The organism is Bacillus sp. FSL K6-2839, from assembly GCF_038003365.1.
Classification (GTDB): Bacteria; Bacillota; Bacilli; order Bacillales; family Bacillaceae; genus Bacillus.
The window spans coordinates 1,525,441-1,542,821 of record NZ_JBBOOZ010000001.1 but is presented as its reverse complement, the minus strand read 5'-3'; the positions used below and the strand labels follow the sequence as shown (position 1 = coordinate 1,542,821).

Below are 17,381 nucleotides of genomic sequence, written 5' to 3'. Positions count from 1 at the left end.
ACCACCATGCATTGGATATCACGGGTAAAGCTCCTTTTGTAAAGAATAGGGGCATTTTCCCATGTTGGCACATAACTTGCATAGTATAAGGTGAATGCTGATAGGGGGAATGGATATGAATCAGAAACTGTATGAACCGGCGCGTCATTGGAAGGACATTGAGCTTTGGAAGGATGTACCTGAGGAAAAGTGGAACGACTGGATTTGGCAGCTGACGCATACCGTGAAAACGCTTGAAGATTTAGAGAAAATCGTGAACTTAACAGAAGAGGAAAGAGAAGGGGTGAAGATTTCCACCAAAACCATTCCACTCAACATTACACCCTACTATGCCTCACTGATGAATCCAGACGATCCAAGATGCCCAGTACGTATGCAATCTGTGCCAATCGCTGAGGAGCTTCATAAAACAAAATATGACTTGGAAGACCCTCTGCATGAAGATGAGGACTCACCTGTCCCGGGGTTAACGCATCGGTACCCAGATCGTGTGCTCTTTCTTGTAACAAATCAGTGCTCCATGTACTGCCGCTATTGTACGAGAAGACGTTTTTCCGGCCAGATCGGTATGGGCGTGCCAAAAAAGCAGTTAGATGCTGCCATTGGATATATTAGAGAAACACCTGAGGTGCGGGATGTGTTAATTTCCGGCGGAGATGGGCTCTTAATCAATGATCAAGTGCTTGAATACATTTTGAAAAACTTACGAGACATTCCGCACGTGGAGATCATTCGGATAGGAACCCGCGCGCCGGTCGTCTTTCCGCAGCGCATTACAGATGAGCTGTGCGAGATTTTGAAAAAATATCATCCGGTTTGGCTGAATACCCATTTCAATACAAGCATTGAAATTACGAAAGAAGCGAAAGAAGCGTGCGAACGTCTTGTGAATGCCGGCGTCCCTGTTGGTAATCAGGCTGTCATCCTTGCAGGTATTAACGACAGTGTGCCGATTATGAAGAAGCTGATGCACGATCTCGTGAAGATACGGGTCAGACCTTATTATATCTATCAATGTGATTTATCTGAGGGGATTGGCCACTTTAGAACACCAGTATCAAAAGGTCTTGAAATCATTGAAGGCTTAAGAGGGCATACGAGCGGGTATGCCGTGCCAAGCTTTGTTGTAGATGCACCAGGAGGCGGAGGAAAGATCGCCTTACAGCCAAATTATTTATTATCGCAAAGCCCTGACAAAGTCGTCCTTCGTAACTTTGAAGGTGTGATCACCTCTTACCCTGAACCAGAGCATTACGTCGCAGGGCAGGCAGATGCGTATTTTAATGAAATTTATGAAGAGAAACAAGAACCGGCAATTGGTGTTACCGCACTATTTCAGGATGAAGCGAAATCGTTTACGCCTGAGAATTTAAGCCGGATGAAACGAAGAGAAGCATATGAGACAAATCCTGAGCATGACACACTCAAAAACAAACGTGAAAAACGAGATGAATTAAAAGAGAAAAAATATCAAGCACAGCTCAAAAAAGATCAAACTGTAAAGGAGGAGAAATGACCTTGCTGACATGTGATTGGTGTGAGGAAAACAAAGCAAACGCAGAGCAGACAACAGTCTATTGGGAACTGATCACTGGCACACAATCAATTGAAATCATCGAAACACCGTCCATTTCCTGCACGCACTGCGGCATGTTATATCAAAAGGATGAGACGGTCAAAGAGATAGAAGATCAATTAATTTTAGTGGATCAGACAAAACTTCCAGAAAAAATTTCATACGAAGAATTAATGAGCATGGAGCGGTTATTAAAGCGAAATTACTTTGACTTTTCATCATAAGTTGTACCTCCGCCTATACAAGTCATCAAATTGCTGTATAATATAACAACAAAATAGAGTGTCGCGGAGGGAAAAACAGGTGAAGTCGTTTTACCATTATTTAATGAAGTACAGACATCCAAAACCGAAAGATGAAATCAGCCATTTTGCAAATGCTGCTTATGAGGATCACAGCTTCCCGAAAGCGTCCATTGATTATCATGAGCTGTGTGCCTATTTAGAATTAAATGGCGATTATTTGAGCTCAATGACAACATTTGACGAAGCGTTTGAGCAATATGAAGTAGAAGTCAAAAAAAAATAACAAACAACCGCTTGTTCCAGATGGGAGAAGCGGTTTTTTTATAAGAAATAAAATGGCGTTTTGCATGGTGTGGTTGCCCATGCAGAATTCCTTGCGCCGGCATACGATACGTTAAGACCAAAAGTCGGGCAAGGGGGAGACAGAATGAAGGCGAAAGCACCAAAATATCAAGTAGGGGATATTGTCGTCGTTGTCATGTACGGCACAGTCGGAACGATTACAAAAGTCCATCAAATTGACCAGCACTATTTGTATGAGGTCAATCATAATGAGGTGCTTTATTTTGAAACATCACTTCAGCTTTACGATGAGTACGACGGGGTGATTGTGGATACAGAAAAGCTGGACATTGAATATGAGTTCCTCATTGGCGATGTTGTATATGTAAAAGATTACGGAAAAGAGCTATTTAAAATTATTGGCCATCGGACTGAAATATGGCGATACCTTGATGACGGCTGGGAAGATGTCATTTACGAACTCACGAGGCTAAAGGACGGAGAGTGGCTGGAAACAGAAGAGGAAGACTTAACGCTTGTCCTGAGGAAATATGAGATGGACCAGTTCGTTCATCAGCTTCTTTTTGTGCATTACGTCGGTGAAACCTCAAAAGAAATGGAAGAAGATATGGTTCAAACGGCTCTATTACAACTAGAAGAGAAACAAGAAAGCGAAGCATCACTAGAATTCCTCGCTGTATCTATAGTGGATGAGCTTCTTGATATATATAATGACTATAAAATTCTCTACGAATTTTTCGAAGATCCAGAATACAAGGATATGATGGATTTTATATTGGAAAGTTTACACGAGCATTTTGGTTAAAGAAAGACTTGTCCTAACACGAATAAAAAATAAGGCACACAGAAAAAAACAATCACATAAAACCATCCCCTCAAGATACGGCCCATCACCTGATCAAACGTTTCTCCATCTAATATGCTTAACCATTTCATTGCCTCAAACCCCTTTTCTTTTTGTTTACTGCATTTATATGTATGGAATGAGCCATTATGACAAACTGTAATAAAAAACAGGCGTCGTTCATACATCATAAAAAAGGAGGCGGAATGTAATGAAAGAAGCAGATTTGGTGATTGATACAGAGGAAATTGCGGAATTCTTCTACATGGAGCTGGTCAAAAGAGGGTACATACCTGCTGAGCTGGAAACGTTTGAGCTGGCTGACATTACGTTTGAATATATGCTGAAAAAAGCAATGATAGTTGAAGAAGAGGCGTGGTAGGCACTATACTTTGAAGAGATTCTGAAGAGAGAGGGAGGAGAATCTTTCGCGTGTATATCCTATTTCTTTTGATTTTATTTGGCGCCATTGCTGCGCTCATGGTATCTGGTGCGGGTCAAGAATTGGACAACCAGATCATCTTATGGTTTGAGAGCATCAGACTCCCTTTTTTAAATAATGTCATGCTGACTTTGACGGACTTTGGCATTAGTGCGCTGCTCGTCCCAATCATGCTCATTTTTAGTGTCGTACTATTCATGTATAAGCGCTATTACTCTATCATGATGCTTTTTCTATTATATCTCACAGAAAAAACCATCAATCATGAACTAAAGGGGCTGTTTGCTAGAGAGCGACCGGCCTTTGATCATCTTGTCAATGAAACGTATTACAGCTTTCCGAGCGGACATTCGATGAATGCAGCCACAATCTATCCTTTTATAGCTTATCTATTAGTTGAAATGATTCCATGGCTGAAAGAAAGACAAAAAATCGTCTACTTGATCACGGGGTTCTGTGTTCTTTTGATTGGGATCAGCCGAATGTATATCGGTGTTCATTATTTGACAGATGTTGCAGGCGGTTTTGCGATAGGACTTGCTTTATTTCTCATTTGTAAAAAGATTGACGAAAAATTGTCTGTCATTCGACAAAAATAGAAGAAGGAAATTGACAGACCCCAGCCAATTTTATATAAAAGGGGAGGGATTTGAATGCAATTGACGTTGAGATTTTTTCAAAAGAAACCTTCAGCATTTCACTTAACCATTTATCAGACACCTGAATATGGCGCTGCAAGCGGGCATCAGCCTGTGTACCGGACAAAGATTGGCGGCAGAACACACCTGGATGTTCTGGAAAAAGCATTCTCGACATTTAATGTACATGATACAGTCCCTAATGATTACAATGCACGGTTTATGACAACAGGTGATATTGTTGTGATTGATGATAAGAAGAAGGGAAAGTGCTATTATCAGCTTTTTCCGGCAGGATGGAAACGCAGTGAACGACTGATGACGATGAGTTAAATAGATGATTGACGATGCCAGCTTAAGCTTCAGCTGGTATTTTCTTTTTTAGGCTCAATCGTTTATACTAAATAGGATAAATCACATAGTAAACGTAAGTGGAGGCTAAAAAATGAGTGTACATATTGGAGCAGAAAAAGGACAAATTGCAGAAACGGTATTGCTGCCAGGCGACCCGCTTCGTGCGAAATATATTGCAGATACATATTTAGAAGATGTCGAATGCTATAACGAAGTGCGCGGAATGTATGGTTATACTGGAACCTACAAAGGAAAGCGCGTTTCTGTACAAGGTACCGGAATGGGCGTACCTTCTATTTCGATTTATGTGAATGAACTCATTCAAAGCTATGATGTTCAAAACTTAATCCGCGTCGGATCTTGCGGGGCTATCAAAAGGGATGTCAACGTGCGTGATGTCATTTTAGCTCAAACATCTTCAACAGACTCACAAATGAATCGTGTGGCGTTTGGACCGATTGATTACGCACCTTGCGCTGATTTTGGACTGCTTAAGAAAGCCTACGATACAGCAGAAGCAAAAAATGTCGCTGTACGTGTCGGTAATGTATTTACCGCAGACCAATTTTACAATGAAAAACCACTTGAACTCATGGCTCAATACGGTATCCTAGCGATTGAAATGGAGACAACAGCTCTTTATTCGCTTGCAGCAAAATTTGATCGAAAAGCGTTATCCATTCTGACAGTGAGTGATCATGTTCTCACAGGAGAAGAAACAACGGCTGAAGAGCGTCAAACGACATTTGACGAAATGATCTTAATTGCACTAGACTCCGTTTTATAATAGTATAAAGGGTGTGCTACGATGTAGCGCATCTTTATTTTTTTTTAGAAGAGCAAAAGGAAGGTATGTCATGAAGAAAAGCTATAAAATACTCTCAATCGCATCGATTCTTGGTTTGACAGCCGCACTATCGGGCTGCCAGTTGCTGGATCAAAAAAGCGGTACATCTGAATCGAACAAAACAAACGAACAAAAGAGCGCAGCAAATTCATCTACCCAGCAAAACTCAAACAATACAGCAGATTCATCGGATCAAGAGCTGACATTAAAGAGTGAATATTTCAATGACATCAAGGTGGTAAGTGGGCTGAAAACCATTCAAAATCCTGCAAACGTGCTAGCTCTTGTCAACAAAGAATACGCATTACCAGGAACCTATAAACCTTCTGATCTCGTTGTACCAAAAGTAGAATTCTCTTTTTCAGAGGATATTGAAAAACGATATATTCGTAAAGAAGCAGCGGAAGCACTTGAGAAGTTATTCAAAGATGCGAAAAAGAAAAACTTCGAGCTGGCTGCAGTATCTGGCTATCGCTCCTATGACCGTCAAAAAGTCATTTTTGATAGTGAAGTCAAATTAAAAGGCAAAGACAAAGCGCAGGAAGCAGTAGCTTTACCAGGCGAAAGTGAACATCAAACAGGCCTTGCCATGGACATTTCCTCAAAAAGTGCCGGCTTTGACATCTCTGAAAAGTTTGGTGAAACACCTGATGGCAAATGGGTGGCTAAAAACGCCTATAAATATGGTTTTATCATTCGTTATCCAAAAGGAAAAGAAGATATTACAAAATATGAATATGAGCCGTGGCATCTGCGCTATGTTGGAAAAGAAGCAGCAAAAGCGATGCATGATCACGATTTAACATTTGAAGAGTACATGAACAAAGTGAAGAAAATCTAATCAAATAAAAAGGCCTCCCAGCTATTCGGGGGGCCTTCTTTATTCTTCTTTTAAAAAAAGAACAATCCTGCTAATGCGAAACCTGTAATGAAACCAAGCCCGATGCCATAAGCGGCACCCCAGCCGTAATACCCTCCGTAATAACCAAAGCCAAAGCCGCCGCGAGAACCGCCGACTGGACGAATATACACTTTACGGTTTGTCACCCGCTCAATGCGTCCGACATGTACTCTGCCATTACGATCTGTGATTCTAGCGACTTTTCCCATGTGCTGCTGACAAAGCTTTTGATAGCGCTCCATATTTTTCCTCCTTATGACAAACTCTGTTCACTCTTATCCTATGCGAGAGACCTCATAGAGTTTGGACAAAACATATAGGAGATTCGCTCATTTTATACGGTACATTCAAATAGAATGTGGCTTAGCTGCTTCCGGTGCGCTTGAATCAGATCGTAGTGTGTTTGCAGCGTTTCGTAAAGAGAAGGCGGGATGTGTTCAGATAATTCCATTTCTGTCGGCTCCTCCTGTACCATGTGTTCATCAAATGAGAGAATGCGAAAGTCATGGAATCCTGCTGCTTTTAGCTGCTCCTTCCATTCTTCAAGTGAAAAGAGTGAGTGGAACCCGTAAAAATCTCGTACGGTGGCGAGTCCCTCTGGTGTAAGGGGTGCTTTTAACACAGCTTCATTTGCGATCATTTGACTTCCAGGGGCAAGCACTCGTTTGATCTCAGCAAGTGCAGCAGGAAGGGTTGTGAAGCTTAAAACAGATTCACTGATGAGAAGAGTGAACGCTTCATCTGGAAATGGCAGCTGTTCAATCGATGCTTGCAATGCGCGGATCGGTAGTTCTTCTCGCTCAAATCGCAGGTTGGCCTTTTCAATCATCAAAGGGTGTGTATCAATCGCCTCTACCTGATAACCGATATTTCCTAAATATGCCGCCGTTTGTCCTGTCCCGCATCCCGCATCCAGTATACGTGCATCCGGCGTCAATTTTATATGCTCAAGCATCGTTTTTGTTAACTCAATTCCGCCAGGATGGGCACTGGATACGCCAAAATAGGCAAGCATTTCTACATAATCACTCATAAAATCCCTTCTTTCCTTATCAAGTTCCTCTTTAAAGATTATGCAATGCAAGGTTAAATGGCTTATCTTTTCAAAGAGAACTTCGATCCTTTGGTTGACGGATGAAGCATCGTCCTTGATAATAATGAAAGGAGATAAAGGTGGTGTTTTTTTGAAAAAACAATTTAAGTTCGTGATCGCCATTCTGGTGACAGCGGCCCTGTCCTCTGCGATTACATTTGTGATCACAAAACAAGGGGCTGTCAGTGTCTCAGGAGACGAGAAGTTTAGTAAACTCATGGCGGCGTATACGAAGGTAAAAGATGAGTATTACGAAAAAACGGATGATCAAAAACTAGTAGATGGTGCGATTCAAGGAATGATTGCATCACTTGATGATCCATACTCTACATATATGGATCAGGAGGAAGCCGAAGGATTTAACAACACCATTTCATCATCATTTGAAGGAATTGGTGCACAAGTAGAAGAGAAGGATGGGCAAATTTTAATTGTCGCACCGATTAAAGGCTCTCCTGCTGAAAAAGCCGGGTTGAAACCTCATGATCGTATTTTAAAGGTGGATGGGAAAAGCACAAAAGGTATGTCGGTCAATAAAGCAGTTTCTCTTATTAGAGGGAAAAAAGGAACGGATGTCAAGCTGCACCTTAACCGCCAAGGAGTGGGCAATGTTGATGTGACGATCACAAGAGACACCATTCCGCTTGAAACGGTGTATGCAAAACTCACAAAAGACAAAATAGGAGAAATTCAAATTACGTCCTTTGCTGAAACAACATCGAAAGAGCTAGATAAAGCCATTGATGACCTCGAGAAAAAAGGGGCAAAAGGCTTTGTCATCGACCTGAGAGATAATCCAGGCGGCATTATGACAGAAGCGATTGAAATGAGTAATGACTTTATCGATAAAGGGAAAGTCATCATGCAAGTTGAAGAAAAAGGGAAGAAAGAAGAGTACAAGGCTGAAAAAGAACGTAAAGTTCATCAGTCGGCAGTTGTTCTTGTAAATGGCGGCTCAGCCAGCGCTGCTGAAATCATGGCGGCGGCTCTGCACCAATCTTCAGGTATCAAAATTATTGGTGAAAAGACATTTGGTAAAGGAACTGTTCAAAATGCACAAAGCTATAATGATGGTTCTAGCGTCAAGTTAACCATTGCCAAGTGGCTGACGCCGGATGGTTCTTGGATTCACAAAAAAGGAATTGAACCACAGGTCAAAGCATCGCTCCCAAGTTATGCAAAGCTGCCATACTTAAGTCCGAAAAAATCGTATCAGCTGAATGACAATGGAGATGAAGTCAAAGCGGCTCAAAAAATGTTCCAAGCGCTTGGCTACAAAGCAAAAGCAAATGGTGAGTACGATCAAGCTTTCCAGTCTATCGTCAAACGCTTCCAAACAGACAACGATCTGAAAACAGACGGTATTCTGACAGGAGATACAACGACAGTACTGATGACAAAGATCCAAGATAAGCTAAAGAACAATGATACTCAAATGAAAAAAGCCATTGAAGTTTTGAAAAAAGAAATGAAATAAAGAGCAGTCCTCATAAGGGGGACTGCTCTTTTTATGTTTACGCGTTGTTTACAGTCGCTTCTGTTTTTTCGTTATCTTTTTCAAAAAGATCATTTATTACAGAATTGTCTGTGACATGCTTTTGGAAGAATGGATTCAAGATCAAGATGACCACAACGTTTGCTAGTAAACCGAGAAAACCTTCATAAAGACCGAACGTGACTTGTGAGATATTGGCTGTAAAGGTGACGATGATGCCAACAACTAACCCCGCAATCGTTGCTTCTCTCGATTGTTTTTTCCAGAACAAGCTGATCGCAATGGCTGGGAAAATTTGAACCATTCCTGAAACGCCAATGAGCTGAAGCGTCACAAGTGCTGTTGGGAAGAGCATCCCGAATAAAAGGGCCAGTCCGATGACGATAAACACCATTGAACGTGTAATGATGGTCAATCTTTTTGGTGATACATTCGGATGAATTAAGTCACGGTATAAATTATTGGCAAATAAATTCGATGCGCCAATGGCCATGATTGAGCATGGAATGAGAGAAGCCAGTGCAATTGTTGAATAAGCGAGGCCCTGCATCACACCACCATATGACGTTTGAATTAAATGAAGAAGAGCAAATCTTGGATTTGTATCTTCAGGTAAGACTAAAAAGGCAATAAATCCAAGGAAGATGACCAAAATCAATACGATGTTATAAAGAGGCAAAAACATACTGTTTTTACGGATGGCATCTGCACTTTTGGCTGTAAAAACCCCTGTTGCCGCATGCGCCCACATAAACAAAGCAAGGGCAGAAACGCCTGAAGCGGTAATGAACCATAAAATGCCTTTAGGACCGCCGTCAGGGATCGTCAGAAGCTGTGGCGCTTCCTTAGCTAACGTATTCATCATCGGGGTCCAGCCGTTAAAATGAATGATTGGCAGTGAAACCACCATAAACAGCATGATGACCCAAACGAGAATATCCTTAATAATGGCTGTATATGTAGGACCTTTAATACCACTGAAAAATGTATAAAGTGCGACTAAAATAAATGAAATAATAACAACTGCATTCACATTAATATAACTAGTACCAGCGACAGTTAACGTATCTTGAATCCCGCTCAGCTGAAGACAAATATAAGGAATCAGCATAAGTACTCCAATAATCGCAATCAAACTGGATAACAGCTTGCTGTCAAACCGCTCACGTGCATAATCAGCGAGCGTTGTGAGGTTGTGATTTTTCGCAACCGTCCATAGCTTTGGTAAGAAGAAATAAGCAATAAAATACGCTAGAACTGAATAGGGGATAGCGAAAAAAGCGACACTTCCAGCTGTATAGGCTGTACTAGTGAGCCCTAAAAAGGTATAAGCGGTATATAAATCTGCGCCTACGAGGAACCAGACGAGCAGACCGCCAAATTTTCTCCCGCCGACAGACCATTCCTCTACTGACTGTCTCGATGATTTATCCCGGCCAGCGGCAAATCCGATGACCACGACGATGAAAATAATACTTGCAGTAATCAATAAAGCTGTTAAATTTCCTTGCATTAGTCAGTTCCTCCATTTGAATGTTGCATCCGGTAAATGATGAATGTGCAGATTGGTGTGAGAACAATCCATAGTAAGAGCCAGAAGTGGAAAAAAGGAAGCCCTATCACAAATGGATGAATACGATTTGCAAAGGGCAGCAGTGCGAGCTGTCCGATGAATGGAATCGCTATAAGTAGTGCCAGTATCAATTTTTTATTCATGATTCCCTCCTGAATTTTTTGTAATTTCATAATAATAGCAGTTGTCAGATTAGATCACAAGACCATTTTCAGAAAAAACAATCATTTTGGCGAATATCATACTAATATAACGCTTTCATTCTTAAAAAGGAGAAAGGGTGAAGGTGAAAAGGGGTAAAGTGAAAAGAAAGTATGTAGGAATAATATTTAAACCAAATAAAAAAAGCCTCAGCATGAAAGCTGAGGCCTTGCCAATCTTAAAGGAAATCAGATACTTGTTCGGTGTCGAAACGATTGCTTTTATGAGCTTCTTTCGCTGCTTTACCAACTGAAATCAACATGACTGGCTCATAACGTCCGCTTACATTGAATTCTTTGATGAAGGCGTCTTTACTGAAACCACCCATTGCGCATGTATCATAGCCCATTGCTTTTGCAGCAATCATTAATTGCATAGCAGCTAATGAAGCATTTGAATACGCAGCTTCACGTGCATACTGCTCGCTTTGGTATGCGCCATTGATTTGAGTCATCAATGTTTCTTTGATGTCTTCAGTAATGAAGCCTTGTTCTGCCAGCTCACTGTATATTTTTTCACCATTTTGATTGGCTTCAAGATCACCTAGTACAGCAATAACAGCTGATGCTTGTGAGATTTGCTTTTGGTTGTAAGCGATTGGAAGTAACTTCGCTTTAGATTCAGCACTATGGAAAACAGTGAAATGCCAATGCTGAAGATTCCACGCAGATGGTGCTTTAGTTGTGATATCAAGCAGCTCTGTTAGCTCTTCTTTTGTCATTTCATGAGTTGTATCATACTCTTTTACTGAAGCTCTTTGTTTTAAAATGTCAATTGTTTTTTGATCAGTCGCCATATGGATATTTCCTCCCGTTTTTGCAAATAGTATGGTACAATAACTAAAAAAGTGAGAAACTTACTTATTGTAACTAGAGCTATTTTAAATTGTATACCGTTAGTTTGTCAAACAATCATGAAAAGAAAGGCTGAAATTTATGGAATTTCAATTATGTCCACACATTCAGCAAGCTTTTTTACTGCTAGGCAAAAGGTGGAATGGTCTCATTATTCATGTATTGCTTGATGGTCCAAAGCGCTTTAAAGACATGACGGACATTATCCCATCTATCAGTCAAAAAATGCTCGCAGAGCGTTTAAAAGAACTTGAGCAAGAAAGGATTATAGAGCGAACTGTTCTGCCTGAGACGCCTGTTAAAGTCATTTATTGTTTAACTGAAAAAGGAAATGCGCTAAATAATGTGTTTCATGAGGTATCTAGGTGGGCAGGGGAGTATACAGAATCTCATGAAAAAAAGGAGCAAGCCTAGTTTCAGGTTTGCCCAAACGTTTTGACTCCTGATGAATATGCTGATGTTAGGCACATGACAAAGGAGGAGAAATGCATGTACCCTCATACTCCGTATTTCCGAGGCGGCGCCCCTGGCATTCCGCCATATGAATCCAGAGTCCCTTTGTTTTTTGGTTTTGGCGCTCCTTTAGTCGGCGGACTGCTTGGCGGATTTTTAGGAAGTGCGATTTTTAATTATCCCCGTCCATATTACCCGCCACCACCACCGCCTGCTCCACCACCTTATGGCGGCGGATATCCACCATACTATTAAGAAAAAAGAGTAAGCCTGCTTCTATATGAAAGCAGGCTTTTTATAATGGAATATCGATTTCAGAGATCCCCGGATCATCATGCTTTAAAAACATAATCTCCAAAATACCGTCCTGATACGAAGCCTTCGTTCCTTTTCTTTTTACAGCAGCAGGAAGGACAACTTTCTTCTGCGTGCCTTCCTCAGGAAAATGATCAATAAACAGCAGGTTGGCTGTATGTTTGATTTTTACTTTTTCTGTGTTCGGCCGAGCAAGCTCAATTTTAACGAACACGTGATCAGTGGTTTCGAACACTTCCACTTCGGGTTCTTTTTTGACGTCTGTTTCTCTCGTTTTTTGATGTTGAGAGAGTGGATCCTGAAAAGGGAACTGAGCAGGATAATTGGAGCCGAATACACTTTCCATCACTTGATTGACATACTGCTCAACGTCTTTAGGGTCTGAATTCTTTAAGGCTTCTTTTGAAAATTGCTTTTGAAAAGGGAATAATCGGTTCCAGTCAAACATGCAAATCATCCTTTCTAAATGCCCTGAATTAGTATATGCCCATTCACCTGAGTGCGTGCTATAATATACGATAGGTTTAGAAAGGAATGGTTAGATTGAACGATCAGCAACAATCAAAAGGTGTTCTCTATACGGCAGCATCTTTTACATTATGGGGATTATTCCCGTTATATTGGAAACTGATGGAGCATATTTCGTCAGGCGAAATTTTAGCGCACAGAATTTTATGGTCATTCGTTTTTATGTGCGGTATTCTTCTGTATTTAAAACAAGTCCGGCCGGCGATGCAGACAGTGAAGGGTCTCATGCTGGATGGTAAAGCACTTTTTTCACTACTTTTATCTGCTATTTTAATTTCGGTTAACTGGTATGTGTACATTTGGGCAGTCAATCACCATCTCATGCTAGAAGCTAGTTTAGGGTATTATATTAATCCGCTTGTCTCTGTTTTACTAGGCATCATTTTCTTGAAAGAGCGGCTCAATAAATTACAAACCATTGCGATACTAATTGCCGCTACTGGGGTGATTCTTTCCACGATTCAGTACGGTTCATTTCCTGTCGTTGCGATATTACTTGCCTTTAGCTTCGGTTTTTATGGATTGATTAAAAAAAGAATGAGCTTCACGAGTGCAATTGGATTGACAATTGAAACGCTGCTTTTAGCCCCGGCGGCCCTTGTGTACTTATTGTTCTTCTTAAAAGAACCTGTGGTGACAATGAATCCTAACAGCTTCGGATCGCTTGGTCTCTTATTCTTTGCAGGGGTCTTTACAGCGGTGCCACTTCTTTTATTCTCTGAAGGCGCAAAAAGAATTCCTCTTTATCAAGTGGGCATTTTACAATACATTGCACCGACGATTACGCTGTTTTTGGGGTTATTTGTGTATCACGAGCATTTATCTTCAGCTAAAATCGTGACGTTTCTTTGTATCTGGGTGGCGATTTTATTATTTACTACCTCTCAATTACGCATGAAAAAAACAGCGAATTCTCATTAAGTGGAACAAGCAGTTTGCTTTTTTTTGAATGCGGATCATGTCATAATAAGTTGTTACCAAAACTGTAGAGGTGATTACATGTCATCTGCCAATGAGCTTGCAGCCGCTTATCAATCTTTATGGAAAAATCGTCAGCTTGATGTCGATGATATGTCTTCTTTACTCGAGGCGATATGTGATGATTTAAGCGATGCGCGCACTCATCCGCGGGCGAGAAAATCATTCCATCAAAAATATGTGCTCGCTGTAGAGAGAATATTAGAAAGTGAGCTTGAGCATGATCATCAGCTGCAACTGATCAGCTTACATACAAAAAAGCTGCGAGAATTAATTCAAAATGAAGGAAGGAACCACTCATGAAACCAATTCAAACGGAAGATGTCACAACACATCTTGAATCGTTTTTAAATCGTCCAGTTTTCGTTCATCTTGAAACGACAACTGGTTCTTATTCAGCTCATGTAAATGAACAAAATATGACGGTCGTGGCATATATCCGAAATGCGAAAGTCGTCTATTCACAGGCGAAAATAAAAGGACAAGGTCCGTACCGTGTTGGAATGAAAACAGAAGATGGCTGGATTTACGCAGAAGGATTAACGGATTATGTGTTTGATGACCATGGCCGCCTGCTGTTAGCAGGGCACTTGCCAGACGGAAAACTAGCGATCTCATTACAAATTAGTGAAACACCATTTCAGGTGTAGAAGAAAGGGTGACGAGTCATGAACGAACATGTACTAGTGATGCTGCCTCACCCAGATGATGAATCCTTTGGGGTTGCAGGTCTCATTGCACAAAGCAGAAAACGCGGAATCCCAGTCACATATGCATGCGGGACACTTGGGGAAATGGGCAGAAATATGGGCAGCCCAACATATGCCAATCGCGAAACACTTCCTGAATTAAGAAAACAGGAATTAATCAATGCCTGCAAAGAAATGGATATCACAGACTTACGTATGCTTGGACTTCGTGATAAAACATTGGAATTTGAAGACGACGAGTATTTAGCTGATGTGATGGAAAACATCATTGATGAAGTCAAACCTACACTGATTGTCACGTTTTATCCAGGACACGGTGTACACCCTGATCATGATGCGACAGGAGAAGCGGTTATTCGCGCTCTTTACCGTAAGAAAAAAGAAGACCGTCCTGTCACATACTGCATGGCCATTACGAGAAATAGAGAAGAAGTGCTGGGAAATGCAGATATTATGATCGACATTACAGATGTAGCAGATATCAAATTAAATGCACTGAGAGCGCATAGAACGCAAACAGAAGGCATGCTGAGAGAGCTTGAACAGAAGCTGAAAAACAAAGAACCTGTCGTCCAAAAATGGTTCGATGAAGAAATTTTCTGGACGTACCAATGGAATGACTAAATAAAAAAGCAGCTGACATCGATCAGCTGCTTTTTTTTGTGTCGTATTTAGTGATTGAGCGCTTGCTGAAGCAAGCGTTTTTCAATCAATCTGAGGCGGATAAAGAGGACGACAGCACCAGCGGCAAGTCCTGCAATGAGACCAATCCAATAGCCAAATGCCCCAAATGAGGTATAGGTGCCAATCAAATAGCCGGAAGGAAGACCGATCACCCAGTAAGAAACAAATGCGGCAATGAGCGTATAGTTCACATCTTTATAGCCGCGCAGAGCCCCTTGTATAGGTGCAGCAATTGCATCTGACAGCTGGAAAAAGATCGCATAAATCAAAAAGTGCTGTGTCAACTGTAAAACAGCCGATTCAGCTGTGTATAAACCAGCAATCTCTGGTCTAAATAACAAAATGAGTGCCGCCGTACACAATGAGAATAATACCGCCGTTCCAATTCCGATATAGCTGTAGTTTTGCGCGTCTTTATACCGCTTGGCACCGGATTCAAACCCAACGACAATTGTTAAAGCCATTGAGATACTGAGCGGTAAAATATATAAGATAGAAGCAAAGTTCATCGCAGCCTGGTGACTTGCAATCGTCACAGTATCAAAGTGACCCATTAACAGCGTGACAGCTGCAAAGATACTCGTTTCAAAAAAGATCGCAAACCCAATAGGAAGACCGATTTTCAGTATTTGCCCCATACGGGAGATATTGATTCGAGGCAGTTTTTGAAACAAACGAAATGAGGCAAATGGTTCTGCTTTCATGACAATACAAATACTCATGATGAAAATGGCCCAATACGTCATCGCAGATGCAAGGCCAGCTCCCGCACCGCCAAGCTTTGGAAAGCCAAAATTCCCAAAAATAAATACATAGTTTAAAGCAAAGTTAATAGGAAGTGCTGTTAACGTGATGAACATCGTCACACGTGTTTTCCCTAATGCATCAATAAATGACCTGAGTACCGAATAACCAAACAGCGGGATGATACCAAAAGCAAGAAAACTGAGAAAATGCCGCGCAATATCCTCTACGGATTGCTCAAGTCCAAGTCCACCTAATACGTAAGGGATGCTGATTGTACCAATCGCAATCACACCGATACTTAAAAGAAAGGATAAATAAATCGCCTGAAAGACAGCCTTGGGAACATCTTTTTTATGCCCAGCGCCCATCAGCTGAGCGACAATCGGCGTAACGGCCATTAATATACCAGCAAGTCCTGTATAAACGGGTGTCCAAATACTAGAACCGATCGCAACACCCGCAAGGTCTTCTGCACTCACTTTTCCAGACATTACGGTGTCTAAAAACGTAATAAGCGAAAGACCCGCTTGAGTGATTAAAATCGGAATCAAAATGGTTAAAAATAGTGTCACCTTAGCTCGAATGCTATTTGTTTCTCTCATCATAAGTTCCTCTCTGAACAGAAATAACGAGAGGATTATATCATGCTATGTAAAAAAATCAATTCTCCGTCGGATTATTTTTCTTAGATGGCTTCGTTTTTTTAAACATTTGGGCATAAATAAAGGAAAGACTGACAACACCTAAAATGCTGCAAGCATATTGAATCACTTTCTGAATGGTCATATTAAGTCACCTCCATATCAATAGAATGCGCATAATTTGTTATTTTATGACAACAAAAAGGAGGAGGGAAAAGGTCAAATGATCAATCGTACGAATGAAGAAGCGCTATTTAAAGTGGACATGAGAACACACTTGATGAAAATCATGAAGGATGCAAGTGACATTATTGATTCCCTTGATGAGATCGAGCAATGTCTACTTTGTGATCTCGAGTCATTACATGATGAGTTTAATGAAATGCACGCAGAGGCTTCCTCGTTTTATTTGCAATCGTATATGGAAGAATTCACACCTGGATTTGCTCAATTTTCGTTAGCCATTGAGAACTTATCAAAACAAAAACACGGGGCACTTATTGTGATTCAAAGGCGTGATGAGGTTGAGGATTTTATTCAAAAAGGGACAAATCTTCATGCGAAAATTAGTGCTTCATTAATAGAAAGCATTTTCTACCCAGGAAATCCACTTCATGATGGTGCTCTTTTAGTCAAAGAGAATACACTCGTATCTGCTGCAAATGTGCTCCCGCTTACTTCAAAAAAAGTTAGTCCTTCTCTCGGGACAAGACACAGGGCTGCGATCGGACTCTCCGGTATGACCGATGCACTTGTTCTCGTCGTATCAGAAGAAACGGGAAAAATGTCGTTTGCGAAAGAAGGAGTCCTTTATCCGCTCACTGTAAAAGAACCTGAAATAAGGAAATAAAAATGAATCGCTGCATTCTTCATTCGGAAGGATGCTTTTTTTCATTTGAGGAGAAAAAACAGCCAATTGAGTAAAAAGTCATTTGATACAGAAAAATTTGTCATGTAGA

General features: G+C 41.0%; 26 protein-coding genes. 17 read left to right on the top strand and 9 right to left on the bottom strand.

Going from position 1 to position 17,381, the window contains the following annotated elements:
• The first annotated feature begins 115 nt into the window (after window positions 1–115).
• The 4 genes from ablA to MHH26_RS07465 all read left to right on the top strand — a co-directional run bounded on the left by ablA (window position 116) and on the right by MHH26_RS07465 (window position 2,929).
• On the top strand, window positions 116–1,516 hold the full coding sequence (gene ablA / locus MHH26_RS07480) for a lysine 2,3-aminomutase (protein ID WP_034660953.1): 1,401 nt from the start codon (window positions 116–118) through the stop codon (window positions 1,514–1,516).
• Window positions 1,517–1,518: 2 nt separating this feature from the next.
• The gene (locus MHH26_RS07475) at window positions 1,519–1,800 is read left to right on the top strand and encodes a YokU family protein (protein ID WP_080869528.1); all 282 of its coding nucleotides are present in this window, start codon (window positions 1,519–1,521) and stop codon (window positions 1,798–1,800) included.
• A gap of 79 nt (window positions 1,801–1,879) precedes the next feature.
• Window positions 1,880–2,104 carry a YozE family protein gene (locus tag MHH26_RS07470; RefSeq protein ID WP_034660951.1) on the top strand — a complete coding sequence of 75 codons (225 nt, stop codon included), beginning with the start codon at window positions 1,880–1,882 and terminating at the stop codon, window positions 2,102–2,104.
• 144 nt (window positions 2,105–2,248) lie between these two features.
• On the top strand, window positions 2,249–2,929 hold the full coding sequence (locus MHH26_RS07465) for a hypothetical protein (protein WP_012010279.1): 681 nt from the start codon (window positions 2,249–2,251) through the stop codon (window positions 2,927–2,929).
• Here MHH26_RS07465 and MHH26_RS07460 read toward each other — a convergent pair.
• Entirely contained in the window at window positions 2,926–3,060 is a 135-nt protein-coding gene (locus MHH26_RS07460) for a hypothetical protein (RefSeq protein WP_258182067.1), read from the bottom strand. The genes MHH26_RS07465 and MHH26_RS07460 overlap by 4 nt on opposite strands.
• A 119-nt stretch (window positions 3,061–3,179) precedes the next feature.
• Here MHH26_RS07460 and MHH26_RS07455 point away from each other — a divergent pair, with 119 nt between their 5' ends.
• The 5 genes from MHH26_RS07455 (at window position 3,180) to MHH26_RS07435 (ending at window position 6,090) form a co-directional block, all read left to right on the top strand.
• Window positions 3,180–3,350, top strand: a complete 171-nt coding sequence (locus tag MHH26_RS07455) for a YozD family protein (protein WP_066030762.1) — start codon at window positions 3,180–3,182, stop codon at window positions 3,348–3,350.
• A 50-nt stretch (window positions 3,351–3,400) separates the two neighbouring features.
• Window positions 3,401–4,009 carry a phosphatase PAP2 family protein gene (locus tag MHH26_RS07450; RefSeq protein ID WP_187703919.1) on the top strand — a complete coding sequence of 203 codons (609 nt, stop codon included), beginning with the start codon at window positions 3,401–3,403 and terminating at the stop codon, window positions 4,007–4,009.
• Window positions 4,010–4,063: 54 nt separating this feature from the next.
• Window positions 4,064–4,381, top strand: coding sequence for a YodL domain-containing protein (locus MHH26_RS07445; RefSeq protein WP_095285295.1), 318 nt, complete (start codon window positions 4,064–4,066; stop codon window positions 4,379–4,381).
• A gap of 112 nt (window positions 4,382–4,493) precedes the next feature.
• The gene (gene deoD, locus MHH26_RS07440; protein WP_012010274.1) at window positions 4,494–5,189 is read left to right on the top strand and encodes a purine-nucleoside phosphorylase; all 696 of its coding nucleotides are present in this window, start codon (window positions 4,494–4,496) and stop codon (window positions 5,187–5,189) included.
• A 70-nt stretch (window positions 5,190–5,259) separates the two neighbouring features.
• Window positions 5,260–6,090, top strand: a complete 831-nt coding sequence (locus MHH26_RS07435; RefSeq protein ID WP_060596558.1) for a M15 family metallopeptidase — start codon at window positions 5,260–5,262, stop codon at window positions 6,088–6,090.
• Window positions 6,091–6,140: 50 nt separating this feature from the next.
• Here the strand turns inward: MHH26_RS07435 and MHH26_RS07430 are convergent, their stop codons facing one another.
• Both MHH26_RS07430 and MHH26_RS07425 read right to left on the bottom strand, forming a co-directional pair.
• Window positions 6,141–6,392, bottom strand: coding sequence for a hypothetical protein (locus MHH26_RS07430; protein WP_003216113.1), 252 nt, complete (start codon window positions 6,390–6,392; stop codon window positions 6,141–6,143).
• 92 nt (window positions 6,393–6,484) lie between these two features.
• Window positions 6,485–7,183, bottom strand: a complete 699-nt coding sequence (locus MHH26_RS07425) for a class I SAM-dependent methyltransferase (protein ID WP_340972889.1) — start codon at window positions 7,181–7,183, stop codon at window positions 6,485–6,487.
• 151 nt (window positions 7,184–7,334) lie between these two features.
• Here MHH26_RS07425 and MHH26_RS07420 point away from each other — a divergent pair, with 151 nt between their 5' ends.
• Window positions 7,335–8,720, top strand: a complete 1,386-nt coding sequence (locus MHH26_RS07420; RefSeq protein ID WP_340972888.1) for a S41 family peptidase — start codon at window positions 7,335–7,337, stop codon at window positions 8,718–8,720.
• Between the two features lie 37 nt (window positions 8,721–8,757).
• On the opposite strand, the gene MHH26_RS07415 is transcribed toward MHH26_RS07420, so the two are convergent.
• The 3 genes from MHH26_RS07415 to MHH26_RS07405 all read right to left on the bottom strand — a co-directional run bounded on the left by MHH26_RS07415 (window position 8,758) and on the right by MHH26_RS07405 (window position 11,308).
• Window positions 8,758–10,251 (bottom strand): sodium:solute symporter family protein, encoded by a 1,494-nt coding sequence (locus MHH26_RS07415; RefSeq protein ID WP_034660944.1) that lies wholly within the window; start codon window positions 10,249–10,251, stop codon window positions 8,758–8,760.
• Window positions 10,251–10,454, bottom strand: a complete 204-nt coding sequence (locus MHH26_RS07410) for a DUF3311 domain-containing protein (RefSeq protein WP_034660942.1) — start codon at window positions 10,452–10,454, stop codon at window positions 10,251–10,253. The genes MHH26_RS07415 and MHH26_RS07410 overlap by 1 nt, the downstream gene beginning before the upstream one ends.
• Window positions 10,455–10,690: 236 nt before the next feature.
• Window positions 10,691–11,308, bottom strand: coding sequence for a nitroreductase family protein (locus MHH26_RS07405; RefSeq protein ID WP_340972886.1), 618 nt, complete (start codon window positions 11,306–11,308; stop codon window positions 10,691–10,693).
• Window positions 11,309–11,447: 139 nt separating this feature from the next.
• Here MHH26_RS07405 and MHH26_RS07400 point away from each other — a divergent pair, with 139 nt between their 5' ends.
• A complete protein-coding gene (locus tag MHH26_RS07400; RefSeq protein ID WP_034660940.1) occupies window positions 11,448–11,780 on the top strand; it encodes a winged helix-turn-helix transcriptional regulator in 333 nt (110 codons plus the stop codon).
• A gap of 75 nt (window positions 11,781–11,855) precedes the next feature.
• Window positions 11,856–12,074, top strand: coding sequence for a hypothetical protein (locus MHH26_RS07395; protein WP_024422697.1), 219 nt, complete (start codon window positions 11,856–11,858; stop codon window positions 12,072–12,074).
• Window positions 12,075–12,114: 40 nt separating this feature from the next.
• On the opposite strand, the gene MHH26_RS07390 is transcribed toward MHH26_RS07395, so the two are convergent.
• On the bottom strand, window positions 12,115–12,582 hold the full coding sequence (locus tag MHH26_RS07390; protein ID WP_106072814.1) for an Hsp20/alpha crystallin family protein: 468 nt from the start codon (window positions 12,580–12,582) through the stop codon (window positions 12,115–12,117).
• Between the two features lie 95 nt (window positions 12,583–12,677).
• Here MHH26_RS07390 and rarD point away from each other — a divergent pair, with 95 nt between their 5' ends.
• The 4 genes from rarD to bshB2 all read left to right on the top strand — a co-directional run bounded on the left by rarD (window position 12,678) and on the right by bshB2 (window position 14,974).
• Window positions 12,678–13,583, top strand: a complete 906-nt coding sequence (gene rarD, locus MHH26_RS07385; RefSeq protein ID WP_095285293.1) for an EamA family transporter RarD — start codon at window positions 12,678–12,680, stop codon at window positions 13,581–13,583.
• Between the two features lie 78 nt (window positions 13,584–13,661).
• A complete protein-coding gene (locus tag MHH26_RS07380) occupies window positions 13,662–13,943 on the top strand; it encodes a hypothetical protein (protein ID WP_034660935.1) in 282 nt (93 codons plus the stop codon).
• A complete protein-coding gene (locus MHH26_RS07375; RefSeq protein ID WP_034660934.1) occupies window positions 13,940–14,290 on the top strand; it encodes a YojF family protein in 351 nt (116 codons plus the stop codon). The genes MHH26_RS07380 and MHH26_RS07375 overlap by 4 nt, the downstream gene beginning before the upstream one ends.
• An 18-nt stretch (window positions 14,291–14,308) precedes the next feature.
• A complete protein-coding gene (gene bshB2, locus MHH26_RS07370) occupies window positions 14,309–14,974 on the top strand; it encodes a bacillithiol biosynthesis deacetylase BshB2 (RefSeq protein WP_034660932.1) in 666 nt (221 codons plus the stop codon).
• A 47-nt stretch (window positions 14,975–15,021) separates the two neighbouring features.
• Here the strand turns inward: bshB2 and MHH26_RS07365 are convergent, their stop codons facing one another.
• Window positions 15,022–16,383, bottom strand: coding sequence for an MATE family efflux transporter (locus tag MHH26_RS07365; protein WP_034660931.1), 1,362 nt, complete (start codon window positions 16,381–16,383; stop codon window positions 15,022–15,024).
• Between the two features lie 58 nt (window positions 16,384–16,441).
• Window positions 16,442–16,567, bottom strand: a complete 126-nt coding sequence (locus MHH26_RS07360) for a hypothetical protein (RefSeq protein ID WP_003215647.1) — start codon at window positions 16,565–16,567, stop codon at window positions 16,442–16,444.
• A gap of 78 nt (window positions 16,568–16,645) precedes the next feature.
• On the opposite strand from MHH26_RS07360, the gene cdaS reads away from it, so the two are divergent.
• Window positions 16,646–17,272, top strand: a complete 627-nt coding sequence (cdaS, locus tag MHH26_RS07355) for a sporulation-specific diadenylate cyclase CdaS (protein ID WP_034660930.1) — start codon at window positions 16,646–16,648, stop codon at window positions 17,270–17,272.
• Window positions 17,273–17,381 lie beyond the last annotated feature (109 nt).